22 protein-coding genes are annotated in these 26,257 nt (G+C 71.1%); 7 read left to right on the top strand and 15 right to left on the bottom strand.

The genetic code is table 11. From position 1 onward, the window contains the following. Positions 1-36 precede the first annotated feature (36 nt). Positions 37-2,226 (bottom strand): MMPL family transporter, encoded by a 2,190-nt coding sequence (locus tag ACJA3G_RS00590; RefSeq protein WP_406550832.1) that lies wholly within the window; start codon positions 2,224-2,226, stop codon positions 37-39. A 238-nt stretch (positions 2,227-2,464) separates the two neighbouring features. On the opposite strand from ACJA3G_RS00590, the gene ACJA3G_RS00595 reads away from it, so the two are divergent. The 7 genes from ACJA3G_RS00595 (at position 2,465) to ACJA3G_RS00625 (ending at position 11,114) form a co-directional block, all read left to right on the top strand. Further along, entirely contained in the window at positions 2,465-3,400 is a 936-nt protein-coding gene (locus ACJA3G_RS00595; protein WP_406550833.1) for a sigma-70 family RNA polymerase sigma factor, read from the top strand. 804 nt (positions 3,401-4,204) lie between these two features. Beyond that, the gene (locus ACJA3G_RS00600; protein ID WP_406550834.1) at positions 4,205-4,555 is read left to right on the top strand and encodes a 4Fe-4S dicluster-binding protein; all 351 of its coding nucleotides are present in this window, start codon (positions 4,205-4,207) and stop codon (positions 4,553-4,555) included. Further along, positions 4,552-6,471: a hypothetical protein gene (locus tag ACJA3G_RS00605; protein WP_406550835.1), complete on the top strand. Its 1,920-nt coding sequence runs from the start codon at positions 4,552-4,554 to the stop codon at positions 6,469-6,471. Before ACJA3G_RS00600 ends, ACJA3G_RS00605 begins: the two co-directional genes overlap by 4 nt. Before the next feature lie 33 nt (positions 6,472-6,504). Continuing rightward, positions 6,505-7,884: an amidase gene (locus ACJA3G_RS00610; RefSeq protein ID WP_406550836.1), complete on the top strand. Its 1,380-nt coding sequence runs from the start codon at positions 6,505-6,507 to the stop codon at positions 7,882-7,884. 3 nt (positions 7,885-7,887) lie between these two features. After that, positions 7,888-9,390: a glutamine synthetase family protein gene (locus ACJA3G_RS00615; protein ID WP_406550837.1), complete on the top strand. Its 1,503-nt coding sequence runs from the start codon at positions 7,888-7,890 to the stop codon at positions 9,388-9,390. Positions 9,391-9,442: 52 nt separating this feature from the next. Further along, on the top strand, positions 9,443-10,729 hold the full coding sequence (gene purB / locus ACJA3G_RS00620; protein WP_406550838.1) for an adenylosuccinate lyase: 1,287 nt from the start codon (positions 9,443-9,445) through the stop codon (positions 10,727-10,729). Further along, on the top strand, positions 10,713-11,114 hold the full coding sequence (locus ACJA3G_RS00625) for a GNAT family N-acetyltransferase (protein ID WP_406550839.1): 402 nt from the start codon (positions 10,713-10,715) through the stop codon (positions 11,112-11,114). Before purB ends, ACJA3G_RS00625 begins: the two co-directional genes overlap by 17 nt. A 301-nt stretch (positions 11,115-11,415) precedes the next feature. Here ACJA3G_RS00625 and ACJA3G_RS00630 read toward each other — a convergent pair whose 3' ends face one another. The 14 genes from ACJA3G_RS00630 to ACJA3G_RS00695 form a co-directional block, all read right to left on the bottom strand. Further along, entirely contained in the window at positions 11,416-12,198 is a 783-nt protein-coding gene (locus tag ACJA3G_RS00630; RefSeq protein WP_406550840.1) for a response regulator transcription factor, read from the bottom strand. Positions 12,199-12,932: 734 nt separating this feature from the next. Beyond that, entirely contained in the window at positions 12,933-13,247 is a 315-nt protein-coding gene (locus tag ACJA3G_RS00635) for an acyl-CoA carboxylase epsilon subunit (RefSeq protein WP_406550841.1), read from the bottom strand. Between the two features lie 28 nt (positions 13,248-13,275). Next, the gene (locus ACJA3G_RS00640) at positions 13,276-14,856 is read right to left on the bottom strand and encodes an acyl-CoA carboxylase subunit beta (protein WP_406550842.1); all 1,581 of its coding nucleotides are present in this window, start codon (positions 14,854-14,856) and stop codon (positions 13,276-13,278) included. 60 nt (positions 14,857-14,916) lie between these two features. After that, positions 14,917-15,588: a 4'-phosphopantetheinyl transferase family protein gene (locus ACJA3G_RS00645; RefSeq protein ID WP_406550843.1), complete on the bottom strand. Its 672-nt coding sequence runs from the start codon at positions 15,586-15,588 to the stop codon at positions 14,917-14,919. Then, the gene (locus ACJA3G_RS00650; RefSeq protein ID WP_406550844.1) at positions 15,585-16,871 is read right to left on the bottom strand and encodes an MFS transporter; all 1,287 of its coding nucleotides are present in this window, start codon (positions 16,869-16,871) and stop codon (positions 15,585-15,587) included. Before ACJA3G_RS00650 ends, ACJA3G_RS00645 begins: the two co-directional genes overlap by 4 nt. Positions 16,872-16,883: 12 nt before the next feature. Further along, positions 16,884-17,762, bottom strand: coding sequence for an alpha/beta hydrolase (locus ACJA3G_RS00655; protein ID WP_406550845.1), 879 nt, complete (start codon positions 17,760-17,762; stop codon positions 16,884-16,886). Positions 17,763-17,892: 130 nt separating this feature from the next. Continuing rightward, the gene (locus ACJA3G_RS00660; RefSeq protein WP_406550846.1) at positions 17,893-19,395 is read right to left on the bottom strand and encodes an FAD-dependent monooxygenase; all 1,503 of its coding nucleotides are present in this window, start codon (positions 19,393-19,395) and stop codon (positions 17,893-17,895) included. Positions 19,396-19,481: 86 nt separating this feature from the next. Beyond that, the gene (locus ACJA3G_RS00665; RefSeq protein ID WP_406550847.1) at positions 19,482-20,957 is read right to left on the bottom strand and encodes an FAD-dependent monooxygenase; all 1,476 of its coding nucleotides are present in this window, start codon (positions 20,955-20,957) and stop codon (positions 19,482-19,484) included. A gap of 7 nt (positions 20,958-20,964) precedes the next feature. Next, positions 20,965-21,900 (bottom strand): aromatase/cyclase, encoded by a 936-nt coding sequence (locus ACJA3G_RS00670; protein ID WP_406550848.1) that lies wholly within the window; start codon positions 21,898-21,900, stop codon positions 20,965-20,967. Between the two features lie 30 nt (positions 21,901-21,930). Beyond that, a complete protein-coding gene (gene fabG, locus ACJA3G_RS00675; protein ID WP_406550849.1) occupies positions 21,931-22,716 on the bottom strand; it encodes a 3-oxoacyl-ACP reductase FabG in 786 nt (261 codons plus the stop codon). Positions 22,717-22,738: 22 nt separating this feature from the next. Then, positions 22,739-23,005, bottom strand: coding sequence for an acyl carrier protein (locus tag ACJA3G_RS00680; RefSeq protein WP_389896960.1), 267 nt, complete (start codon positions 23,003-23,005; stop codon positions 22,739-22,741). Between the two features lie 132 nt (positions 23,006-23,137). Further along, positions 23,138-24,346: a ketosynthase chain-length factor gene (locus ACJA3G_RS00685; RefSeq protein ID WP_406550850.1), complete on the bottom strand. Its 1,209-nt coding sequence runs from the start codon at positions 24,344-24,346 to the stop codon at positions 23,138-23,140. Beyond that, a complete protein-coding gene (locus tag ACJA3G_RS00690) occupies positions 24,343-25,617 on the bottom strand; it encodes a beta-ketoacyl-[acyl-carrier-protein] synthase family protein (protein ID WP_406550851.1) in 1,275 nt (424 codons plus the stop codon). Before ACJA3G_RS00690 ends, ACJA3G_RS00685 begins: the two co-directional genes overlap by 4 nt. Beyond that, a complete protein-coding gene (locus ACJA3G_RS00695; RefSeq protein WP_361383184.1) occupies positions 25,614-25,943 on the bottom strand; it encodes a TcmI family type II polyketide cyclase in 330 nt (109 codons plus the stop codon). Before ACJA3G_RS00695 ends, ACJA3G_RS00690 begins: the two co-directional genes overlap by 4 nt. Between the last annotated feature and the right edge of the window lie 314 nt (positions 25,944-26,257).

Raw genomic sequence — 26,257 nt, forward strand, 5'->3', positions numbered from 1 at the left:
TGGGGACGAGCCGGTGCGCTCCCGTCCGTACGGAGGTCAGCCCAGCCGCGCCGATTCGGCGCGCGGCCCGACCGGAAGGTCCGCCTCGTCGCGCTCGGGGTGGCCCGGGCGCCAGAACTTCGGCCCGAGCTCCAGCGCGAGCGCCGGGATCAGCAGGCTGCGGACGATGAACGTGTCCAGCAGGATGCCGACCGCCACGAGCAGGCCCTGCTGGAGCGAGGCCACCGTCGGGATGGCCGCCAGGACGCTGAAGGTGGCGGCGAGGACGAGGCCCGCCGAGGTGATCACACCACCGGTGACGGTGAGGCTGGTGAGGACGCCTTCGCGGTGGCCGCGCTTGCCGACCTCCTCACGGGCCCGGGTCATCAGGAAGATGGTGTAGTCGACACCGAGAGCGACCAGGAACAGGAAGCCGAACAGCAGCAGCCCCCGGTCGATCCGCGGATACCCCACGGCGTGGAACAGCAGCGCCGCCGAGCCCACGGCCGCGGTGTACGAGAGCACCACCGACAGCAGCAGCATCAGCGGTGCCACCAGGGCCCGCAGCAGGACGATCAGCATGATCAGGACCACCGCGAGGATGAGCGGGATCAGTACCTTCTCCTCCTTGCCCTGGGCGTCGGAGGTGTCCAGCGCGATCGCCGTCTGCCCGCCGACCACCGCGTCCCGCGCCTCGCCGGAGGCGTGGTCCAGCGCGGTGCGCATCCGGTCGACGGTCTGGCGGGCGGCCTCGGTGTCCGGCGCGTTCTTCAGGACGGACTCGATGTGCGTCCAGCCGTTCCTGGACGCCACGGTGGTCGCCTTGGTGACGCCGGGCACGCCCTGGACCGTGGAGAGCGCGGTGGCCGCGCCCGCGTCCTTGACGTACACGTCGGCGGGGGCCGAGGAGCCGGCCGGGAAGTGCTCGGACAGCAGCTCCTGGCCGGCCACCGAGTCGACCTTCTTGGTGAACTGCTCGGCCTGGGTCTGGCCGGTGGAAAGCGACATCGCGCCGAACGCCAGCGCACCGAGGACCAGGACCGTACCGATCCAGATCGGGCGCGGCCGGCGGCCGACGAAGCCGGAGATCCGCCCCCAGAAGCCGTGCTCCTTCTCGACGCTCGCGTCCACGTACTGCGCCGAGTAGCGCGGGGTGAACGGCCAGAACACCCAGCGGCCCAGGATCACCAGGAACGCGGGCAGCAGCGTGGTCATCGCGAAGTAGACGATGACCACGCCGAGGGCGACGACCGGGCCGAGGCCCCGGGTGGAGTTCATGGAGCCGAACACCAGGCAGAGGGTGGCGATGCCGACGGTCGCCGCGGAGGCGGTGATCGCGGGCAGGCAGCGGCGCAGCGCGTACACCATCGCCTCGTGCCGGTCCTCGTGGCGGTGCAGCTCCTCGCGGTACCGGGCGATCAGCAGCAGCGCGTAGTCGGTGCCGACGCCCAGGACCAGGACGATCAGCACATAGGCGCTCTGGCCGTTGACCGTGAGCCCCGCGTGCTTGGCGAGGAGGTAGACGACGGCGCTGGCGACCTGGCTGGCCAGGCCCACCGAGAGCAGCGGGATCAGCCAGAGGACGGGGCTGCGGTACGTGAACAGCAGGAAGATCGCGACGAGTCCGAGCGTGGCACCCATCAGGGCGCCGTCCATACCGGAGTAGACATCGATGAAGTCGGCGATGCTGCCGGCCGGGCCCGTGATCCGCACGTCGAGGCCGTCCGGCGCGCTCTTCTGCGCCGCCTTGCGCAGATCCTTCACGCCGTCGCCGAGGACGCTGTTGTCGGCCTTGTCCGACTTGATGGGGACGCTGAGGAACGCGGCCTTGTTGTCGGAGGCGACCGTGACCGGCGGGATCTCCGCAGCGGCGATCCTGTCCGTGACGAACCGGGCGCGGTCGGCGTTGACCTTGGCCAAGTCGGCGCCGGTCAGGCCGTCTTCGCGCGCGTAGACGACGACCGCGCCGAGACGGCCCTTGTCCTGGAAGTAGTCCTCGGCGATCTTCACCGCCTTCGTCGCCTGCGCGTTCTTCGGCAACCAGGTCTGGGCCTCGTTGTTCTGGACGTCACCGAGCTTGGCCGCGAGGGACCCGCCCACGACGATGAGCAGCACCCACAGCACGAGGACGGCCCACTTGGAGCGGCGGCCGGCGACGGCCCTCGCGTACTTGTGGGCGAACGAAGACGTGGACGGGGGCGGCGGCTCCTCGATGGACTGCCTCGGTGATGGAGGATGCGTCGTCATGACTGCTCGCTAAGGGTCGGGAGTCCCGCGCGGCCGTGGGGCGCTCAGGGCTCGGTCGAACTCGGTCTGTTCGAGGGGCCTCCCCTGTACGACCCGATCGCCTCGACTCGATCGGGGTACCTCTTCCTGTCACATGAGCTGGGTTTTGTTCGTCACTGCTATGACGGAACGTGGCCAGAGGGTGTGACCGTGACGCGTTCGTCACTCACTGACGGAGCGCGACGAAGGAATGTGACCGATGGACGACGGCGAATGGCTGGCGCGGCGTTTCGAGGAGAGCCGCCCGCATCTGCGAGCCGTGGCGTACCGGATGCTGGGCTCGCTGAACGAGGCCGACGAAGCCGTCGAGGAAGCGTGGTTACAGATCATCGACAGCGGCGACGACGCCACGGACGAGGGGGTCCGGGGTCTGCCCGCCTGGCTGATGACGGTGGTCGCCAACGTCTCCCTCGACCGGCTGCGCTCGCGCAGGACGCTCTGTCCGAACGTGCTGCTGCCCCGGGTGCCGGCCGCGCGCCGGGCGCCGGACGATCTGACGGCCCCGGTGCCGGACGCGCTGGTGGCGGATCTGGCCCGGATGGGTCCGGTCCACCAGGAGTTGCTGGCGGACTCGGTGGGCCTGGCGCTGCTGGTGGTCCTGGAGACGCTGGATCCGGCCGAGCGGATGGCGTTCGTCCTGCACGACCTGTTCGGTCTGCCCTACGAGGAGATCGCGCCCATCGTCGGCGCCCGCGGGGCCGAGGCCGCCCGCGAACTCGCGGGCCGGGCGCGGGTGCGGGTGCAGAGCGTCGACCCGCTGCCCGAGGACGGCTCGGACCGGCTGCGGCGGATCGTGGACTCCTTCCTCGCCGCCTCGCGCGGCGGTGACTTCGACACGCTGATCGCGATGCTCGACCCGGACGTGGTGCTGCACGCCGACGCGGAGGCGGTGGCGGCGGGCGCGCCGGGCGCGGAGGTGCGGGGCGCGGCCTCGGTGGCCAGGACGTTCTCGGGCCGGGCCCGTTACGCCCGGCTGGCGCTGGTGGACGGGGCCGTGGGCGCGGTGTGGGCGCCGCGCGGTCTGCCCCGGGTGGTCTTCGGCTTCACGATCGTGGACGAGCGGATCACCGGGATCGACATGCGGGCCGCCCCCGACCGGCTGAGCCGGACGGATCTGACCATCCTGGACGGGTGAGGCGGCGCCGACCCGGCGTACCCCAGCGGCCTTTGAGACGGCGTCAGGCACGACCACGGCGCGTCACCGGGTGAAGGACCCGGTGGCGCGCCGTCCGCGTGCGCCCGGAGCCGCTCGGGCGGGGCGCGGCCCGCACAGCCCCTCGTTGAACAATTGACGTCTCGGGGAAATCCTCCCCCGTTTTCCGACCGGATACTGGAGCACCTCTTACCGGGTGGCGTCGATCACTTTATGCGGCCTATCGATCAAGGATTTCCCTTTCCTCGCCGCCGGACCGTCGAGGCGGAAATACGCACGCGAATGGATAGCGGACACCGCGCCCGCAAAACGGTGCGGTGACACCAGTAAGCGGTGGCCCGCCCAGTTGCGCAGCGAGGGTGTGCGCGCAAGGTGTTCGACTGCGAAAGTTCCGCGGTTGCACGGGCGCGCTTCGCGTATACCTTCGTACGACGCGCCCACCGCGGCTCCGGTCCACGGACCGCCGCCCTAGCCTCAACCCCCCGGTCTCCGCAGGTCAGCGGGGTTGGTCCGGGAGTCTTCGGGCCGTCCCACCCGCGCCTGCGGGGTGCCGGGTCGAGCATATTGCATCCCTCCGCGCCACCGGGGATTATCAAGAGTCCGCGCGATTCAAGATTCCCTCCAGCAGGAATCCACCACACGTTTTGATCCGCGCCTGCACACCGCTCGCCCGCCGTTCCCATGGAGCGGGCCTCCGTGTAATTCTGGCCGACGTCGCCGAGGTGCGGCGCGCTATTGATGCTCTCTTACGTGGTCACGAGCGAAACAGGACAAGAGGGGGGCCACATGCCCACGAATACGTCGGACGACTCACTCGACGAGGTGGAAGGCTCGGTATCCGGGCGCAACAAGGTGATCGCCGAGCGCAAGCGCAGCGAGACCTGGAAGAAGCCGCCGCGCCGCATCGAGCGGGCCGAGTGCATCACCTGCGACACCTGCCTGCGTGCCTGCCCGCCCGAGTTCAACGCCATCTTCGACAACGGGCTCGATGTCGTCATCATCCCCGAACTCTGCTCGGGCTGCCCCAAGTGCGTCCTGGAGTGCCCCGTCGACTGCATCTACGTGGACGAGGACTGGACCCCGACGTCCGACGAGATGTGGAATCACATCGGGCTTACCGCTGAGGGTGTGTCATGACAAGTTTCGCCGAACGCAACGGCACGTCGCGCCGGGCCATCAACGCCAAGAAGCGCCAGAGCCGCCGGCCCAGCCGACTGGGCGCGGTGGCCGGTGCCACGCCGAAGCCGGACCGCGTCAAGGACGAGGAGGCCGGCTTCCCCACCCTGCTGAAGAACGCCTGGGAGAAGGCCGTCGAGGCCGGTGACCTGCGGACCTCGGTGAACACGCTGCTCACCCTGGACGGGCATGTCCCCGCCGACGTCCAGCTGCGCGCGCTGCGCACCGCGGACGAGGCGGCGCTCAAGGTGCTCTGCGGCATCTCCTGGCGCGAGGAGGACCTGCCCGCCCCGGTCCGCGACTCCAAGGAGCGCACCGCGTTCCTGGGCGAGCTGGGCCTGACCACGACCGGCCGCATCGTCGTGCGCGTCCCCTCCCAGGGCTCGCTGGCCGACGAGGAGAACCTGGTCGACGGCGTGATGAGCGTGCCGTGGTCGGCGCAGGACCTGCTCGACTACGAGAGCGAGGTCAACCGCGCCGCCGCCCGCTACGCCGACCAGGTCGTCGACTGCCGCCAGTGGCTGGCCGCGCTCGGCACCCCGGCCCGCGACGAACTCCTGGAGACCGTACGGGAGTCGGCGCTGCGCACCGCCCCCTTCGTCCTCCACCAGGAGGGGAAGCTCTACACCAACTTCCGCGAGGGCAACAACCTCATCGGCAAGACCCTGTGGGCGGGCCACCCCAGCGAGACGTTCAGCAGTCTGCTCGGCGTCGAGATGGAGCGCTGGTCCGACCACGACGCGATGCTGGTCGTCTGCCTCACCCTGCTCGTACGGTCGGCGGGCGCCGGCCGTATCGAGGAGGCCAACGGCACCCAGCTCTCCCTGGACCACCTCGCGTATCTGCTGGAGCGCACCCGCCGCAACTACAACGCGGTGCCCGGCGGCGAGCCGGTCCCGGCCGCCCCCACGCACCGGGTCGAGGCGCTCAACAAGCTGGCCATGGCGCTGCGCGAGCGGCGCGTCGGGCACGTCCTGCCCAACGCCCAGCTCTACCGCGAGATCCACGGCGCGCTGATGCACAAGATCGAGCGCCTGGCGGGTCCGTACGGCGAGGCGTCGCGGCAGCGCGAGGCGGAGCTCGCCGAGCGGCTGCGCGAGCGGCTCCCGGTCACCGGCGCCACCTTCGAGGAGCTGAGCGCGAGCCTGACCGCCTCCCCCGGCTGGCTGGCCCGGCCGCACGGCGACTTCGGCACCGGACTCGAAGCCCTGGTGTACGAGACGGTGGCCGGTGCCACCGACGTCTTCGAGGCCGACTTCGCGATGAGCCGCGGCATGCGCTCGCTGCCCGAGCTGATGCGCGCCCTGCGCGAGCAGAGCTACGCCGAGATCACCAAGTGGGACATCACCGACTTCTTCTGCTGTGTGGTGCCGGCCCCCGCGGCCAAGCGCTACTTCGAGGACTCGGTGCCCCAGCTCGCCGACACCGCCTGGGCGATGTCGTCGCGGATGCAGTACAACTCCTGGCACTTCATCGCGGGCAACCTGCCCAAGGTGCCGGCCGTGGTGGAGCGCGACCACTTCATCCCGCCGACCATCCCGGACGTCGCCTTCTACTCCGACCAGCACCACCACGGCCATGTCGCGGCGAAGGTGCGCTTCAGCATCCGCAGCCCGCAGGCGGTCGAGGTGCTGGGCCGGAAGTTCAACGGCTTCATGGACCTGCGCCTGCTGCGCTGCGAGGGCCGGCCGTTCGACGAGAGCGATCTGCTCGCCGCCCACCGGACCTCCGCCTTCATCGCCAGCGCCATGAGCGCCGCCGCCGCGCTGGTGGCCGCGGGCGAGGACATCGAGGTCACCGCCTTCGACTCCGCATGGCACCTCTCGTCGGTCCAGGCCGCGGCGGCGAACGCCAGGCAGCCGCACCCGGTGTCGTGACCGGCGTCCCACCTGCCCCTACAGGGAGATCCGTTGACCTCCATCGGTGACATACGCGAGCTGCTCGCCCGGGGCGAGCTCACCGCGGCCGAGCACGTCCAGTCGGTCCTCACCGCGATCCAGAAGACCGACATCGAGCTCGGGGCGTTCGTCTCGGTCGCGGGCGACGAGGCCGTACGGGAGGCCGAGCTGGCCGACGCCCGGATCCGGGAGCTCGGCCGGGCGGCCTTCGAGCGGCAGCCGCTGCTCGGGATCACCGTCTCGGTGAAGGACCTCATCCAGACCGGGGACCTGCCCACCGCCCGCGGCTCCCTCCTGGCGAACCGGCGGCCCCGGGCCGACGCGCCCTCGGTGGCGCGGCTGCGGGCCGCCGGGGCGATCGTCGTGGGCAAGACCACGACGTCGGAGTACGGCTGGAGCGCCTCCACGGTGAGCCGGGTGGCGCCGCCCACCCGCAACCCCTGGGACCCCGAACTGACCGCCGGCGGCTCCAGCGGCGGGGCCGCCGCCGCGGTGGCCGCGGGCCTGGGCTCGGGGGCGCTGGGCACCGACGGCGCGGGCTCCATCCGGATTCCCGCCGCGTTCTGCGGGGTCGTCGGCTACAAGCCCTCGTTCGCCAAGGTGCCCTATGTGCCCGCCTGCGCCGACCGGCTCTCCCACCAGGGGCCGATCGCGCGGACCGTGCCGGACGTCGTCGAGCTCGCCTCGGTGATCACCGGCGGGCATCCGGGCGACCCGGACTCGCTGATCGGCACGGTCGACCTGCCGGGCCAGCGCCGCTCGCTGCGGATCGGCTGGATCGAGTTCCCGGGCACCTCCGCGGAGGTCCGCCGGGTCACCGAGCAGGCCCTGCCCGCGCTTCAGGCCCAGGGCCACCGCGTCGAGCGGATCGAGGTGCCCTTCCGCGACCCGTATCCGGCGCTCGTCGACATCCTCGCCGCCAGCGACGCCGCCGCCACCTCACCCGCCGACGAGGAGTGGTGCGACCCGGGCCGCCTCGCGATCGTCCGGCACGGGCGCACGCTCAGCGGCGCGACCGTGATGCGGGCCGAGGAGGTGCGCCTGGCGCTGCGCACCACCCTGCACGAGATCTTCGGCCGGTACGACCTGCTCGCCATGGCCACCGTGCCCATCGAGCCGTTCGATCCGTACGCGATCGGCCCCCAGTGGGCGAGCCGTCCAGAGGACCTGCTCTGGCTGGCGTGGACACCCGCCACGTATCCCTTCAATATGACTGGCCAGCCGGCCGTTTCCCTCCCGGCCGGGCTCACCCGCGCCGGACTCCCGGTGGGACTCCAACTCGTGGGCCCGTTCGGGGCGGACGATCTGGTCCTGTCAGCGGCACGCCGTCTAGAGGCGGACCTCGGTCCCCTGCCGGCCGCACCGGACCGAGTAACCGAAAGGATCCTGTAACCCATGTTCTCCCGGTCGTGGTCCAGCCCCTTCTCCGAGTCGGGCGGCGTCGGTCGCCCCGCGTTCGTCACCGAGTTCGGCCTCTGGACCGACGAACAGGCCGCCGCCGCCGAGCAGATCGAGGCCTCCCTGAACGAGGTCGACCTCGTCCGCCTGGCCTTCGGCGACCCGCACGGTCTGGCCCGCTCCAAGACGCTGACGGTCGACGCGTTCCGCTCGGTCCTGCGCAACGGCATGGACTTCAGCTCCGGGCCCTTCATCTTCGACACCGGTCACGCGGCGGCGCTCGACTACCTCTCCGACCCGGGCGTGGGCGTCGACGAGATCGCCGGCGCGGGCAGCTTCGTGCTGGTGCCGGACCCGCTGACCTTCCAGATCCTGCCGCACGAGGGGCCGCGCACCGCCTGGGTGCTCGGCGACGAGTACCTGCGCGACGGCTCCCCGCACCCGCTCTCCGCACGCAACGTGCTGCGCCAGGTCGTCGCCCGCTACGCGGCCCGCGACCTCACCCCGGTGCTGGGCCTGGAGGTCGAGTGGTACCTCACCAAGCGGCTGCCCGGCCCTCCCGGGAACGCGGGCAACGGCTTCGGCCTCCAGGGCGCGGCCCCCCAGGTCGAGGCGGTGAACTCGGGCTACCAGTTCAACCTGGACTCCCACTACGACTCGGTCGCCCACTTCACCAGCCCGCTAGCCCTCAAGCTCCTCGAACTCGGCCTGCCGCTGCGGTCGATCGAGCACGAGTCGGGTCCGGGTCAGATCGAGACGACGTTCAACCCGATGCACGCGATGGACACCGCCGACGCGATGCTGCTGTTCCGCACCATGGTCAAGCAGACCGCGGCGCGCCAGGGCTACCACGCCACCTTCATGTCGCTGCCGCGCGTCGACAGCTTCGACCCGAGCGGCTGGCACCTGCACCAGTCGGTGATGGACGCGGCCGGCCGCAACATCTTCGCGGCCGAGGGCGGCGGCATCTCGGACCGGGGCAGGGCGTACATCGACGGCCTGCTGGCCCGCGCCCGCGACCTGTGTCTGCTCTCGGTGCCCACCGTCAACGGCTACCGCCGCCTCAGCTCGGAGTTCTCGCTCTCGCCGACCCGGATCGGCTGGAGCTACGAGGACCGCAGCGTGATGCTCCGCGTGGTCGGCGGCGGCTCCGCGACCCACGTCGAGAACCGGACCGGCGAACCCACCGCCAACCCCTACCTCGCCATCGCGGCCCAGCTCTCCGCGGGCTTCGACGGGCTCACCGCCACCCCGGGCACGGCCCCGCGCCCGGCCGGCGCCGAGGGTGCGCACGAGACGCTGCCGCAGTCCCTCGACGAGGCCCTGGAGGCCTTCCGGGCGGGTCAGGGCGCCGAGCTGCTGGGCAAGCCGCTCGCCGCCACCCTGGCCAAGCTCAAGGCGAGCGAGGTCTCCCGCTTCGAGGCCTGGCGCGCCCAGGAGCGGCCCGCCGAGGGCCAGGTCACCGAGTGGGAACAGCGCGAATACTTCGAGGCCTACTGATGGCCCCTGCGAACCACCTGTCGACAAGCTCACCCTGGGGGTGCTGGCCCACATGATTCCCCGCTATACCCTGCCCGCGATGGCGGACATCTTCTCGGACCGGGCGCGTTACGCGACCTGGGTCCGGGTGGAGATCCTCGCCTCCGAGGCCCAGGTGCGCCTGGGCCGGGTGCCCGAGGACGCCGTCGAGGACATGCGGCGGGCCGCGGTCCCGACGCCCGAGCGGGTGCAGGAGATCGAGCGGGAACGGGACCACGAAGTGCTCTCGTTCCTCGCCGCCTACTGCGAGGGCATCCCCGACGAGTCGGCCCGCTGGGTCCACCTCGGCATGACGAGCTACGACCTCGTCGACACCTCCCTCGGACACAACCTCGCCCGCGCCACCGACCTGGTCCTCGCGGCCGGTGTGGAGCTGCGCAAGGTCCTGGTCGAACGGGCCCTGGAGCACTGGGAGACGGTCATCGTCGGCCGCACCCACGGTGTGCACGCCGAGCCGACCTCCTTCGGCCACAAGCTGGCGCAGTTCGCGTTCTCCGTGGACCGCTCGCTCACCCGCCTCAAGGCGGCCCGCAAGGCCGTGGCGGTGGGCACCATCTCCGGCTCGGTCGGCACGTACGCGCTGATCGACCCCTCGGTGGAGGCGTACGTCTGCGAGGAGCTCGGGCTGGGGGTCGAGCCGGCGCCGAGCCAGGTCGTCGCCCGCGACCGGCACGCCCAGCTGCTCCAGGCCGTCGCCCTGCTGGGCGCGAGCATCGAGCAGATCGCCCTGGAGCTGCGGCTGCTCCAGCGCACCGAGGTCCGGGAGGTGGAGGAGCAGCGCACCTCCGCGTACCAGGGCTCCAGCGCCATGCCGCACAAGCGGAACCCGACCACCAGCGAGCGGCTGAACGGTCTGGCGCGGCTGCTGCGCGGATACGCGGCCACCGCGCTGGAGAACGTGGCGCTGTGGCACGAGCGCGATCTGGCGCACCAGTCGGTGGAGCGGGTGATCCTGCCCGACGCGCTGTCGGTCGGGCACTTCCAGGCCACCATGGCGACCCGGCTGGTCCGCGACCTCAAGGTGTTCCCGGAGCGGATGCGCGAGGGCATCGACCGCACCGACGGCCTCGTCTACAGCTCGGCGGTCCTCGCCGACCTGCTGGCCGACGGGGTCGAGCGGGAGAAGGCCTACCGCGCCGTCCAGGCAGCCGCGAACCGTACGATCGCCACCGGCGAGCACTTCGGGGACACGCTGCGCCAGGAGGGCATGGACATCGGCCAGCTCCGCCCGGAGCGTTTCCTCGTCAACCACGGCGTGATTCTCGATCGATTGGAGCAACTTCGTGACCTGGAAGATTGAGCGTGTGGAGGGTGCGGACCTGGACCTGGAGGAGGTCCTGGAGGTCTACCGCTCCTCCGGGCTCGGTGAGCGCCGTCCGATCGAGGACGTGGAGCGGTTCGCCGCCATGGTGCGCAACGCCAATCTCGTGGTCGTGGCGCGCGCGGAGGGCAGGCTCATCGGCATCGCGCGCAGCATCTCCGACTTCAGCTACGCGACCTACCTCTCGGACATCGCGGTGAGCGGCGACTACCAGCGCTCGGGCATCGGCCGGGCGCTGATCGACGCCACCCGGCAGGAGGCCCCGCGGGCGAAGGTGATCCTGCTGTCGGCGCCGGCGGCCGTGGAGTACTACCCGCACATCGGGTTCACGCAGCACAACTCCGCCTGGGTCCTCAACCCGTAGGAAACAGGCGGCAGTACAGACGAAAGGCCCCCGCACCGGCCGAGCCGGACCGCGGGGGCCTTTCGTGTGTGCCGGGTGCACTCGGGTGTGCGAGGGCGATGTTGCACACCATGGATATTCCGGCGGATCAGTGGTAATGAAACGGGGCCTCGGGGGCAATCACATCGCCCCGGAGGCCCCGGCCGTAAACCCGTCTCACCCGCGGTGGCCTTTCACGGTCACCGTCCGAAACAATTCCCCGGATATATGACGGTTGTTCAACTTGTTTTTCCTGTGGTGCGGGCGGAGCGAAAGGCGGAAATTACCCGTTGCCCAGCTTGAAACCGACCCCGCGCACGGTAATGATCCAACCACTGTCGCCGAGCTTCCCGCGTAGACTGCTGACATGAGTGTCGACAGTGCGACGCGACCATGAATCACCCCATACCTGCTGAAGCAGGCGCTTGCGCGGAATGACCGTGTCCGGATGCGAGGCGAGCAGGCAGAGCAGATCGAATTCCTTGCGGGTCAGACCCACCTCACGGCCGTCCAGGCTCACCTCGCGGGAGCTCACGTCAATGCGCAACCGCCCGTGCAAGATCTCTCTGGCAACGGGCGGCTGGAACCTCGCTCGGCGCATGACGGCTTCGATCCGTGCCATTAATTCCCGGAAGCCGTAGGGCTTGACCACATAGTCGTCCGCGCCGGCCTGGAGGCCGAGGACGCAGTCGAGCTCGGAGCCGCGGGCCGTCACGATGATGACCGGGATGCCGCTGACCGAGCGGATGGCCCGGCAGACCTCCAGGCCGTCGAGGTCCGGGAGCTCCAGGTCCAGCAGGACGAGGTCGACGTCCTCGTACGCCTGCAGGGCGGTGCTTCCGCTCTTCACGCCGATGGCTTCGTGGCCGTGCCTGCGCAGCCTGCACACCAGGGACTCCGCGCCGTCGACGTCGCTGTCGACCACGAGGATCCGCCGGCCCCGGGAGAGGCCCGCCACCCTGCGTACCGCTTCCGACACGCCCTCTTCGATCAGGTGTGGTCCCCCTGGACCACGCTGGACAGGTATATGAGGCTCCAGCACTGCCTCTGCCGAACTCTGAGTCATGCCTCCCCCGCGAGTCATGTCCCTCCCCCATCTGAGTGAGTCCACTTTGAGATCCGATCCGGATCTCACCGACGAACAACGACGAACCTACAGACCGCTGCTACGGAATTCAAAGAGGTTCGAGCAAATAACAAATAAACTGTGTCGGTTATTGAGCGAGACCGGACAGGGCGCCCTCTTCGTTTCTCTACGTGATCACGACGGGGAGCCCTCGTCAACCAGTCCTCGCCATGCGGGAGCGGAACACTGGTAGGTCCGTTGATTCAACCAAGGGTAACGCGCCGCGACTCGCATAATCCGGCCATCTTGGCGCACCTCTATCGTTGACGCAGTCATGACATGATGTTTGCCACAACGGCCTGGAGGTTTACGGAATTGGGGTGGGTCTGCTGACAAGAAGTTAACTAACAGGTGTCCAAGTGGCGTCACGACCGCCGGTGGCTTGAATAGGCCGGTACTGCGCCTCAGCCGGGCGCGCCCCGCGCCTCCCAGCGCTCCCTGTGATCGGGCTGTAGCTTGCAGTACGCCAACACCTGCATGACGAAGACCCCCATTCACCGCACAGAATGGTCGTCGGGGAGAGTGTGTGTCAAGTAAAGTCCGACGGCCCGAACAGCGGCGCGCCCCGGGTGGGGCCGCCCTGGTCCGGACGGCCCCACCCGGGGCGCTGGGTACCGCTCGCTACGCGGAATGCGCGTCTCCGGACCGTATTTGACGGCCCGTCAGTCATGTGGTCAGGCGAGCACCGGGCCGCCGGCCCGCCAGGTGCGCGGGCCGTCGAAGCCCGTCGCCCGGTCGGTGCGGCGCCAGCTCGCCGAGCGGCGCTGCCTGGGGATCATCACCCGGGCCGCCTCGGCCCGCGCCTCCATCGCGGAGAAGTGCGCGAAGAACAGCGCGGCCAGCGCCGCGAGTTCCTCCGGATCCGGATTACCGCGCTCCACTCTCAGCAGCTCACGGCAGTGCTCCAGGGTCATCCCCGCGGTCCCGGCGGCGCTCCCGGCGGTCTCGGTGTTCTCGGCGGGCTCGGTGATCTGGGTCATCTCGCTCATGTCGGTCCCTTGTCTACGGAAGTCGGGCCTACTGGGGCGGGTTGCCGTGCTTGCGGCGGGGCAGTTCGGCGTCCTTGGCGATCAGCATCGCGACCGAACGGCACAGCACCGAGCGGGTCTCGCGCGGGTCGATGACGTCGTCGACCAGACCGCGCTCCGCCGCGAAGTAGGGGTGCACCAGCTCGCTCTTGTACTCCTCGATCTTCTGCGCGCGCATCGCGTCGGGGTCCTCGGCCGCGGCGATCTCCCGGCGGAAGACCACGTTCGCCGCGCCCTCGGCGCCCATCACCGCGATCTCGTTGGTCGGCCAGGCGAACGCCAGGTCCGCGCCGATCGAGCGCGAGTCCATCACGATGTAGGCACCGCCGTACGCCTTGCGCAGCACCACCGAGATCCGGGGCACGGTCGCGTTGCAGTACGCGTAGAGCAGCTTCGCGCCGCGCCGGATGATGCCGTCGTGCTCCTGGTCCACGCCCGGCAGGAAGCCGGGGACGTCGACCAGGGTGATCAGCGGGATGCTGAAGGAGTCGCAGAACTGGACGAACCGCGCGCCCTTCTCGCTCGCCTTGATGTCCAGGACGCCCGCCATCGCGGAGGGCTGGTTGGCGACGATACCGACGACATGGCCGTCGAGCCGGGCCAGCGCGACGACCAGGTTCGGCGCCCAGTTGGCGTGGATCTCCATGTACTCGCCCTCGTCGACGAGCTCCTCGATCACCGAGCGCACGTCGTAGGAGCGGTTGCCGTCGGCCGGTACCAGGTCGAGCAGGGCCGTGGCCTCGCGGTCCGCCGGGTCCGAGGTCTGGGCCGGCGGCGGCATCTCCCGGTTGTTGGACGGCAGCAGCGACAGCAGATAGCGGACCTCGGCGAGGCAGGTCTCCTCGTCGTCGTAGGCGAAGTGGGCCACGCCCGAGACCCCGGCGTGCACATCGGCGCCGCCGAGCCCGTTCTGGCTGATCTCCTCGCCGGTCACCGCCTGCACCACGTCCGGGCCGGTGATGAACATCTGCGAGGTCTCACGGACCATGAAGACGAAGTCCGTCAGGGCGGGCGAGTACGCGGCGCCGCCCGCGCACGGGCCCAGCATCACGGAGATCTGCGGGATCACGCCGCTGGCGCGGGTGTTGCGCTGGAAGATGCCGCCGTACCCGGCCAGCGCCGAGACGCCCTCCTGGATACGGGCGCCGGCGCCGTCGTTCAGGGACACCAGCGGCGCCCCGGCGGCGATGGCCATGTCCATCAGCTTGTGGATCTTGGAGGCGTGGGCCTCGCCCAGCGCTCCGCCGAAGATACGGAAGTCGTGGGCGTAGACGAAGACGGTACGGCCCTCGACCGTGCCCCAGCCGGTGATGACACCGTCCGTGTACGGCTTCTTGGCCTCCAGGCCGAAGCCGGTGGCCCGGTGCCTGCGCAACTGCTCGACCTCGGTGAAGCTGCCCTTGTCCAGGAGGAGTTCGATCCGCTCGCGCGCGGTCAGCTTGCCCTTGGCGTGCTGCGCCTCGGTCGCCCTGTCGCTGGGGCCGCGGACGGCCTGCTCCTTGCGCTCGCTGAGCTCGTCCAGCCGGTCGGTGACCTCGGCAGAGGACGGTGTGGTCGGCGTGGTCGACATAATGTGGTGTTCCCCCTGTTAGGTTGCGGATCCTTGGTGCGGAATCGACTGCCTTCACGGTCACGTCGGGTGGTGGCGCAGTGCCGCCGCGGCGGCGTATCCGGGCTGTACGGGCACATTGCGCACCGTCCAGCCGTGCGGGCGGTCCGGGGCGTTGCGGTCGCCCAGGTAGTCCGCCGCGGGTGAGCGGGTGAGTCCGGTGCCCAGGCCCTTGAGATAGGCCTCCTTACGGGTCCACAGCCGGGCGAACGCCACGGTTCGCTCGGCCGCGGGGAGCGCGCGCAGCTCCTCGCGCTCCTGCGGGTGCAGCCGGGGCAGCACCATCTCGACGGCCTCGGGCGACGGGACGCGCTGGACGTCCACGCCCACCGGGGCCGCCGCGACCCCGATGGCGATCAGGCCGTGGCTGTGCGAGAGGTTGAAGTGGAGCGGCACGGGCGGATCGATCAGCCGCGGCTTGCCGTACGGGTCCTCGCCCCGGCCCAGCACGATCCGGCCGGGCTCCAGACCGGTGTACGCGGCGAGCAGGCCGCGCAGGGTGGCGTGCGCGGTGACGTACTGGATCCGGTCGCGCACCGACACATAGGACGCGGCGCGTGCCTCCTCCATCGCGTCCAGCGCCTTCATCAGCGGGCACAGCGACGCCACCTCCTCGGCGGGCGGCCGGAAGACCAGCAGGTGCAGCCGTCCCGCCGAGGGGGCCGCCCGCAGCGGCGTACGGGTCGCGTTCACCGGCCCACCGCCTCGTGGACGGGGCCGCCGTGTCCGTCGCCCCCGGGCGCCTCCAGGGGGGCGACGGGCCCGACGCGGGCGGCGCGGCGGTCGTACACCAGCGCGGTGAGCGCCGCCGCGAGCGAGACCAGGCCGCCCACGTAGAAGCCGGAGCGGGCTCCCAGGTGCTCGGCGAGCCAGCCGATGAGCAGCGAACCGAGGGGGGTGGAGCCCTGGAGGATCAGGGTGTAGAGCGCCATCACCCGGCCCCGGTAGCGCGGGTCGCTGCCGAGCTGGACGCGGTGGTTGACGGCCTGGACGAAGAAGATGGTGGCGCCGCCGGTGAGCGACAGCAGCACGATCGCCGCGGCGAAGTCCGGCGCCCAGCCCGCCACCGTCTCCAGGACCGCGAAGACCAGTGCCGCGCCCACCACCAGGCGGCTGGAGGGGCGGCTGCGGCGCGCGGTGGTGGCGAAGGCGGCGATCAGCGAGCCCGCCGCGAACCCGGTGGTGAGCAGCCCGAAGGAGGCCGCGTCGGCGTGGAAGACGGTCTTGGCGTACAGCGGCAGGGTGAGCTGGAAGTTGAGCCCGAAGAGCGAGATCACCCCGACGAGGAGGAGCGGCAGCTTCAGGTCCGGGCGCCCGGCGACGTAACGGAGCCCGTCGACCACCCGGGGCCGGGTGTCCGGCCGGGTGCCGAGCAGGAGCTCGCCGGGCCGCATCATCCGCAGCCCGACGACGGTCGCCAGATAGCTGACGGAGTTGAACAGCATCACCCAGCCCGTGCCGAAGCCGGTGATGAGCAGCCCCGCGAGGGCGGGTCCGACCACCCGTGCGGTGTTGAAGTACGCGGCGCTCAACGCCGAGGCGTTGGGCAGCAGTTCGGGCCCGACCAGTTCGCTGACGAACGCCATCCGGGTCGGCACCTCGACGGCGTTGACGACGCCCAGGCCCAGCGCGCACAGCCAGATGTGCCACAGCTGCACGGCGTCCGCGAACGCCAGCAGCGCCAGGACCAGCGCCAGCACACCGGACGCCAGATTGGCGCAGGTGAGCAGCAGCCGCTTGTCGTAGCGGTCGGCGAGGCGCCCGCCGTACAGGGTGAGCAGCAGCAGCGGAGTGAACTGGAGCGCGGTGACGACGCCGAGGGCGGTGCCGGAGTTGTCGGCCAGGCCCAGGACGATCCAGTCCTGGGCCACGACCATCATCCAGGTGCCGGCGACGGAGACGACCTGCCCGGCCGCGAAGAGCCGGAAGTTACGTACCGCCAGGGAGCGGAAGGGATGGGCGAAGGTGCTGGTCATAGGCTCGGATGCTCAGGCATCGCGTCCCGCCCTGGTGATGCAGTCCTCCAGGAACGCAAGCGTGCGCAGGTGGTAGGAGCGGGCCGCCCAGCCGAGGCTGATGTTGTGGCCGGCGTCCGGCTGGCGGTCGACGACGATGCGGGGTGCGGAGGTGAGCTGGGCGGCGAGGTCGGCGAGGTCCTGCTCGCCGTGGAGCCACCAGCCCTCGTGCTCGGCGAAGGTGAGCCGGACGGGGATGCGGACGCGCGGCGCCAGGGCCGCGAACCGCTCGGGCCAGCGCGGCAGTTCGCCCGCCTCGCGCTCCGGCATCGGCGCCACCAGGGCGCCGCTGCTGCGGAAGGTGTTCGGCGGGTACAGCCGCAGCGGCCCCCAGTGCCGGGCGATGTGCTTGAGGCCCTTGCGGATCACGCCCGGGGTGACGGCGTAGCGGTGGCCGCAGCCGGAGATGTCGAGGCCGAGGAGGCCGTCGCCGGTGCAGTGGGCGGCGGCCGAGAGCGCCAGCTTGCCGCCGAAGGAGTGGGCGACGAGCAGGATGCCCGCGCCGGTCGGGTACTCGGCGGTGAAGTGGTCGATCCCGGCGCGCAGTACGTCGGTCTGTTCGGCGACGGTGAGGCCGTCGGGCAGTTGCGCGGCGGAGTGCCCGTAGCCGGGCCGGTCGACGGCCAGGACCGTGTAGCCGAGCCGGGCGCCGAGGGTGAGCAGCGACAGCTCGGGGTGGGCCTGGCCGTCGAAGTACCCGGCGTTCATGCCGCCGCCGTGGACGGCGACGACGGTGGCGCGGGGAGGGCCTTCCGGCTCGCACAGCAACGCGGACAGGGTGACACCGCCCGCGTCCAGGGTGATCCTGCGAACGCCCTGGGAGACGGCCGCCGGTGCGAGCGTGCTTTCCATCAATGCCCCCGTTTGCGTTGAGGTTCTTTTCGCCGCGGCCCCGCGCCCCCGAAGGGGCGCGGGGAACTGCGCGACCAGCCGCCGACGGCCCGCGGACGCGGGACCGCCTTCAGAACCGAGCTCTCCCGCGTCACGAACCCGCCGGACCGAACCACTGCCCGAGGGCGGCCTCCAGGGCCGGAACGTCGTCCCCGGCCCAGGCGACATATCCATCGGGCCGTACGAGCACGGCACCCGCGCCCGCGAGCGGGTCCGTACCGCCGTCCACCGGCTTGGCCGAGGCCGTGACGACATCGACCCGCCCCTGCCACGCGGCGGCGGCGCCCCGTACGGCCGAGGAGTCGCCCAGGTCGAGCAGCACCCCGTGCGCCCGGTGCAGCAGCGCCGCGGTGCTGGTCTCGCCGTCCGCCAGGACCAGCGTGCGCGGCGGGATGCGCCGCCCCATCAGCGGGTGCCCGTCGCCCAGCTCGTACCGGATGTCCAGACCGCTGACGATGCCCGCCAGGTGCCGCTTGACGTCGTCGTACTGGATCAGCTCGCCGAACAGCTGCCGCAGCGGGTCCGCCTCGGGGCCGCCGAGGAAGACCATCCCCTGCGCGCGGGTGTTCATCAGCAGCCGCGCCCCCACGGGGTGGCGCTCGCCGTGGTAGGTGTCGAGCAGCCCCTCCGGCGCGGTCCCGGCGATCTCCGCCGCGAGCTTCCAGCCGAGGTTGGCCGCGTCCTGGACGCCGGTGCTCAGTCCCTGGCCGCCGGCCGGGAGGTGGATGTGGGCGGCGTCGCCGACCAGCAGGACCCGGCCGCGCCGGTACTCGGAGGCCTGGCGGGTGGCGTCGCTGAAGAAGCTGACCCACTCGGCGCCGCCGTGCGAGATGTCCTCACCGGTGATCGACTGCCAGGCGGCGGCGACCTCCTCGAAGGAGACCGACTCGCCGCTGGCGCGGGCGGGCGCGTTGTCGGGGCAGACGATGATCCGGTCCACGCCCGGGGCGAGCGGGGCCGCCATCACCATGCCGTTGTTGAGCCGCTCCCCCAGGAAGCGCGGGCGCAGCTCGCAGCCGGTGACGTCGGCGAGGAACATCGCCCGGGTCGCGGAGGTGCCCGGGAAGTCGAAGCCCGCGGCCTCGCGCACCACGCTCTTGCCGCCGTCGGCGCCCACCAGGTAGGAGGCGCGCAGCTTGCGTACCGCGTTCGGCGTCTGGACGGTGATCTCGACGTCGTCGCCGTCCAGGAAGCCGTCGGTCAGCTCCAGGAACTCCCAGCCCCGCCGGATGTCGACGCCCAGCTCCCGCGCCCACTCCTCCAGGACCGCCTCGGTCCGGTACTGCGGGATGCCGCGCGCCCCGAAGTGCCCGCCCTCCAGGACGGTGTAGTCGAACTGCACACCGCCGAAGTGCCCCATGGGGCTGATCTCCAGCGTCTCGCCCTGGCCGAACCGGGGCAGCAGCCCGCGCTGGTCGAAGATCTCCATGGCGCGGGCCGTGAAGCCGAGGCCACGGGACTGCCCGGTCGGCTTCGCCAGCCGTTCGACGACGACGACCCGGGCCCCGCCCAGGCGCAGCTCGCCGGCGAGCATGAGACCGGTCGGACCCGCGCCGACGATGATGACATCGGTGTCCACGGCTGTCCCCTCCATAGTGTTCCCTTTCCTGGACGTGCCCGGTGGTTCCCTGTCCTGCGGTCGTGCGGTCGTACGCGGGGGCGGGGGTGGTACGGGGAGAGTCAGCGCGAGGGGCCGAACCAGCGCTCCAGGGCCTCCCTCAGCCCGGCGCCGTCGGTGTCCGGCCCGCCCGCCCAGGCCACATGGCCGTCGGGGCGCACCAGGACGGCGCCCACGCCCTGGAGGGCGCCGTCCTTCTCCGGCGCGGCCGGCAGCACGGTGACCCGGTCGGCCCAGCCGGAGGTGTCCGGCAGCGCCGCACCGCCGCCGGACAGATCGAGGAGCACACCGCGTGCGGTGCGCAGCAACTGGGCCGTGTTCACCGGGCCCTCGCCGGTGGTCAGGCCCGTGTCCGGCAGCCGGGCGCCGAGCAGCGGGTGCCCGGGGCCGCCGACGTCGTAGCGGATGTCGAGGCCGCTGATCATCCCGGCGAGGTGCGCCCGGACGTCGTCGTGGGTGAGGAGTTCGGTGAGCACCGAGCGCAGGGGCTCGACCTCGGGGCCGCCGAGCAGCAGCATCGCCTGCGCCCTGATGTTGGACAGGACGCGCCGGCCGACCTCGTGGCGTTCGGTGTGGTACGTGTCGAGCAGGTCCTCGGGGGCACCGCCGCCCAGGTGCAGCGCCAGCTTCCAGCCCAGGTTGAAGGCGTCCTGGAGGCCCAGGTTGAGGGCCTGGCCGCCGATGGGCATCTGGCGGTGGGCCGCGTCCCCGGCGAACAGGATCCTGCCGTGGCGGTAGCGGGTGAGCTGGCGGTTGGCGTCGCCGAACGAGTTCGCCCACAGCGGGGTTCCGCCGCTGATGTCCTCGCCGGTGACACGCTTCCAGACGGCCGCGATCTCGCCGAACTCCGGGTCCGCGGTGCGCGGTTCGGCGTGGGAGCCGAACTCGTGCACCATCACCCGGGTCACCCCGTCCCGGGTCGCCGCGATGGCGAGTCCGGCGGGGAGCCGCTCGAAGCGGCGGTTGGGGATGGCGATCCCGGCGACGTCCGCGCGCAGCAGCTCGCGGCCGGCGTCGTTGCCGGGGAACTCGGCCCCGGTGAGGCGGCGCACGGTGGAGTCCTCGCCGTCGCACCCGACGAGGAAGCCACCGCGCACCACGACCGTGCCCTCGGGCCCGGCCGCGGTCGCCTCCACGAACCCGCCCCGGTCGTGGACCTCGCGCAGCTCGTGGCCGCGCCGCAGGTCCACGCCCAGCGAGAGCGCCCACTCCTGGAGCAGGGCCTCGCTCCGGGTCTGGGGCATCTTCCACTGCCCGGGGAAGGGGCTGGGCAGGGTGAGGTCCATCGGGATGCCGCCGAAGTGGCCGCGCGGCTCGTTCGGCGGCGTCCCGAAGACGTCGAGCAGGCCGCGGCTGTCGAGGAGCTCCATGGTGCGGGCGTGCAGCGTGGAGGCCCTCGACTCCGTGGTGGGAGCGGCCCGCTGTTCCAGGACGACCACCTCGGCGCCGCCGAGGCGCAGCTCGCCGGCGAGCAGCAGCCCGACGGGGCCGGCGCCGACGACGATGACCTGGGTGTCGAGGCGGTCCGTGGTGGTCATCTCCGGTTCAGCCCTTCGACTCGGCGTACGTCTTGGCGTGGTTGAGCGTGGCCGTGCTGTTGGTGGACAGCGCGGTGTGCACGTACTCACGGGCGTCCGCGACGGTGGCCTCGGGTCCGAGGATCTTCGCGATGTTGTCCGTGTTGAGCGTGACGGTGTGCTGCGAGGAGGCGGCCGTGCCCTCGGGGGTCTCCTCGAACGTCCAGATCCCGGTGTGCAGGGTCATCAGCGCGGGCAGCGTGACCTGCTTGTACGCGATCTTGTAGTTCGGGAAGGTCACCCGGTACGACTTGGTGGTGTGCACCGAGCCGTCCTTGGCGCGGGTGTCCATCTCCAGGGTCTGGAGCCCGGGGGTGTCCTCGGTCAGCCGGACCACGGCCACGTGCGGCAGCCGCTCGGACCACAGGTCGGCCTCGTTGATGAAGTCGAACAGGTCCTTGGGCGAGCCCTGGACGATGACGGTGTCGGTGAACGAGAACGTCACCTCCTCGGTCGCGTGGGCCAGTTCGACGTTCTGCTTGAGCGCGGCCAGCTCCGAGCGGCTGTTCTTGTCGACGGCCTCGTCGATCCAGGCCAGGCCCTCGGGGTCGTCGTCGATGGCCCGGTAGTCGTGGAGCAGCCGGACCCGCGAGGAGTTCTCCCCCAGGGTCTCGATGATCCAGGTGCCGCCCATCGCCGCGACCGGAGGCGTGGTGACCTCCTGGCGGAAGGTGATCCGCAGGGCCTCGGGGTCCAGCTCGCGGTGCGAGGTCCAGTTCTTGGCCTCGCCGTTGGCGGTGGCCCAGATCCGGATGCGCTCGTGGTTGCCGTTCTCGCCGACCTGGTCCACGTAGATCGTGGGCGGGAAGATCCGCGGCCAGTTCGTCACCTCCGCCAGCAGCCGGTACACCGCGGCTGCGGGGGCGTCGATGGTGATCTCGTGCTCGACCTCACGGGTCGTCATAACCGCTCCTCGTTCGGGTGCTTGGCCGGATCAGAAGTTGCCGAGACCGCCGCAGACGTTGAGCGCCTGCGCGGTGATGGAGGCGGCGGTGTCGGAGGCGAGGTAGCCGACCAGGCCCGCGACCTCGTCCGGGGTGGAGTAGCGGCCGAGCGGGATCTTGGCCTGGAACTTCTCCAGGATCGCGTCCTCGGAGGTGGAGTAGGCGGCGGCGTAGCCCTGGCGCACGCGCTGGGCCATGGGCGTCTCGACGTAACCCGGGCAGACGGCGTTGACCGTGATGCCGGTGGGCGCGAGCTCGTTGCCGAGCGCCTTGGTGAAGCCGACCACGCCGTGCTTGGAGGCGGAGTACGGGGCGCCGAGCACGACGCCCTGCTTGCCGGCCGTGGAGGCGATGTTGATGATCCGGCCGCGGTCCTTGTGGCGCATGCCGCCGGTGTTCAGAACCTCCCGGGTCATCCGGAAGACGCTGTTCAGGTTGGTGTCGATGACGGCGTCCCACAGCTCGTCCTCGATGTCGGCGGTCACCCCGCCACCCGAGCGGCCGGCGTTGTTGACCAGCACGTCGACGGTGCCGAAGCGGTCGACGGCCGACTGCACGAAGGCCTTGACGCTCTCGGCGTCGGTGACGTCCAGCGCCGAGCCGTCGGCCTCGAAGCCCTCGCCCTGGAGCTGCTTGACGGTCTCGGCCACGTTGTCGGCGTTGCGCGCGCCGATGAAGACGCGGTGCCCCTGGGAGGCGAGCAGCCGGGCCACGGAGAGCCCGATGCCGCTCGTGGCACCCGACACCAGTGCGACCCGTGCGGTGTTCTCGGTCATGTCGTTCTTCCTTGTCAGTGGCTCAGGCGGCGGACGCGGAGGAGAGCTGGGTGTTGACGACCTCGATGAGGGCGCGCGGGGTGGTGGCGTCGGTCAGCGCGTCGTCGTCCAGCGATATGCCGTACTCACGCTCGATCCGGCCGCCCGTCTCCAGCAGGGCGAGCGACTCGTAGCCCAGGACCTCGAACTCGGTGTCCAGGATGTCGCCGTCCAGGTCGACGCCCTCGTCGGCGCCCGCTGCCTCAAGGAGGATGCGCTTGAGGTCGTCGAGGGTGAACGTGGTGGCCATGGGTTTTTCCCTTTCTTAGGTGTACGGCGTTGCCAGGTGTCTGTGGCGGTACCGCGCCCCCCTGGGGCGCGGGGCACTGCGCGACCAGCCACAGACGGTCCGCAGTCGGATGACCACGCTTCCCGCGGGGCGCTACGCGCGGACGACCACGGCGGAGTTGAAGCCCCCGTAACCACGGGCCAGGACGAGCGCGGTGCGCACCTCGGCGGTGCGCGGCTCCCCCAGCACCAGGTCCAGGTCGTACTCGGCGGCCGGGTCGATGTGCACGGTCGGCGGGATCAGACCGTCCTGGATGGCGAGGAACGCGGCGGCCAGGTCCAGCGGTGCCGCGCCCGAGTAGAGCCGTCCGGTCATCGTCTTGGGCGCGGTGACCGGGACCCCCCGGCTGCCGAAGACCGCGTTGATCGCCTCGGCCTCCTGGCGGTCGAGCTCGGGGACGGCGGCGGCGTCGGCGAAGACCACGTCCACGTCCCCCGGGGCGACCCCCGCGTCGGCCAGGGCGAGTTCGATGGCCTTGCGCAGCCCCGGCGGACGGCCGGAGCCGGCCTTGGGGTCGATGGTCGAGCCGTAGCCCGCGACCTCGCCGTAGATCCGGGCACCGCGGGCGCGGGCCGCCTCGGCGTCCTCCATGATCAGGATCGCGCCGCCCTCACCGGCCACGAACCCGGCGGCCTCACGGTCGAAGGGCAGATAGGCGCGGTTCGGCTCCTCGCTGGTGGAGAGCCGGTCGCTGGCCAGCTGCGCCACCCAGCCCCACGGGCAGACCGAGGCGTCGACGGCGCCCGAGACGATCAGCGCGGTGCCCTTGCGGATCTGGCGGCGGGCCTGGGCCACGGCGTCGAGGCCGCCGGCCTGGTCGCTGACGACCACGCCGCTGGGGCCCTTCATCCCGTTGCGGATGGAGATCTGGCCGCTGTTGACCGCGTAGAACCAGGCGAAGGACTGGTACGCCGAGACGTACTGGCTGCCCTTGGACCACAGGGCCTGGAGTTCGCCCTGGCCGAACTCGAAGCCGCCGGCCGCGCTCGCGGTCACCACGCCCATGTCGAACTCGGGCAGTTCGGAGGGGGTGATGCCCGCGTCGGCGAGCGCCCAGTCGGTCGCGACCAGCGCGAGCCGGGTCACCCGGTCGGTCTGCGGCAGCAGCCGGCTCGGCAGCAGGTCCTCGGCGACGAAACCGGGGACCTCGCCGGCCAGCTTGGCCGGGTAGGACGACGGGTCGAAGCGGGTGATGCGGCCGATGCCGCTCTTGCCACCGACGGTCGCCGCCCAGTAGTCCTGGATGCCGAGCCCGTTGGGGGACGCCACCCCCAGGCCGGTGACCACCACGGACGACGTCATGCGAGGTTCCTCTCGGGACGGGCGAGCACCACGGCGCTCTGGAATCCACCGAAGCCGCTGCCGACCGAGAGCACCGCGTCGGTCCGCTGGTCGCGGGCCGTGAGCGGGACGTAGTCCAGGTCGCACTCCGGGTCGGGCGTGTGCAGGTTCGCCGTGGGCGGTACGACGTTGTACTCCATGGCGAGCGCCGAGGCGGCGATCTCGATCGAGCCGATCGCGCCCAGCGAGTGGCCCACCATCGACTTGATGGAGCTCATCGGGATCCGGTACGCGTGGTCCCCGAGGCTGCGCTTGACGGCCGCCGTCTCGTGGCGGTCGTTCTGCTTGGTGCCGGAGCCGTGGGCGTTGACGTAGTCGATCTGGTCGCCGTTCATCCGCGCCTCGTCGAGCGCCACGCGGATCGCCTCGGCCATCTCCGCGCCGTCGGGGCGCAGTCCGGTCATGTGGTACGCGTTGGAGCGCGTGGCGTAGCCGGCGATCTCCGCGTAGATGTGGGCGCCGCGCCGCTGGGCGCTCTCCAGCTCCTCCAGGACGAAGAAGGCGGTGCCCTCGCCGAGGACGAAGCCGTTGCGCGAGTTGTCGAAGGGGCGCGAGGCCGTCTCCGGCTCGTCGTGGCGGTTGGTCGTCGCCTTGATCGCGTCGAAGCACGCCATGGTGATCGGCGAGATCGGCGCGTCCGAGGAACCGGCGATCATGACGTCGGCGGAGCCCTCGCGGATCAGCTCGACGGCGTAGCCGACCGAGTCGATGCCGGAGGTGCACCCGGTGGAGACCACGGTGCTGGGGCCCTCGGCGCCGACCGCCCAGGCCACCTCGGCCGCGAAGGAGCTCGGCACCAGGTGGTTGTAGAGGTGCGGTACGGCGTACTCGTGGTCCACCAGGTCGAGCCGGCCGCCGTCGCTGACGACCCGGTACTCCTCGTCGAGGCCCATGGTCGCGCCGACCGCGCTGCCGACGGTGACACCGATCCGGTACGGGTCGAGGCCGGCCAGCTCCAGACCGCTGTCGGCGACCGCGCCGCGCGAGGCGACCACGGCGAACTGCCCGGCGCGGTCCATGCGCCGGACCTCCTGCGGGCTCAGACCGTGCTCGTACGGATCGAAGTCGATCTCGGCCGCCACCCGGGAGCGGAACGGCGTGGGGTCGAAGAAGGTGATCCCACGCGTCGCCGTGCGGCCCTCGCTGAGGAGGCTCCAGAAGTTCTTGGTGCCGATTCCACCCGGGGCGAGCACCTCCATCCCCGTGATGACGACCCTGCGAGGCGTTGTCACGCGCCCGCCTCCCAGTTGTAGAAGCGCGCGGCCATGGCGTCGGCGGGCGAGCGCCAGGTGGCCGGGTCGTACGCCTGGATGAACGGCTTGAGGTCCTCGCTGATCCCGACGAACCGCGGGTCGTTCTTCGCGGCCTCGATCAGCTGACCGCCGTTGTCCGCGTCGAAGTCCTGGAGGTGGAAGTAGAGGCCCCGGTAGGAGAACAGCTGGCGGCGCCGCGTTCCCATCCGGTGCGGCATGTCCGTCGCGTCGAACTCGGCGAACAGCTTGGCGACGTCGGTGCTCGAACCGGGTTCCATGCGGGCGACGATCAGCGTGCTGTGCATACGTTTTCGCTCCTCAGCGGTTGCGGTTGATCCGGCACTGGCCCGGCTCCCTGCGCGTACGACGTCGGACGCGCCCGGATCGAAGGGCCATGAACGGGAGTTGAGCGAGAGGATCAGCGGTGGCGAACCACGCCCCGGATCATGTATTCAAGGGTCTTCTGATCCCGCTCGCCGTTCAAGGCGCCCCGGTTCAGGTCTACGTCCGGTTCGGTCAGGTTCCGCAAATACACCGCAGCCATGTCAGAGAACACGCAACGAAGAGCAGCGGTGCGGTGCGTAATTGTCACGTCGGCGTCAGGTGCCGTCAGGTCGCG

Source organism: Streptomyces sp. YS-3 (assembly GCF_045257485.1).
Lineage (GTDB): Bacteria > Actinomycetota > Actinomycetes > Streptomycetales > Streptomycetaceae > Streptomyces.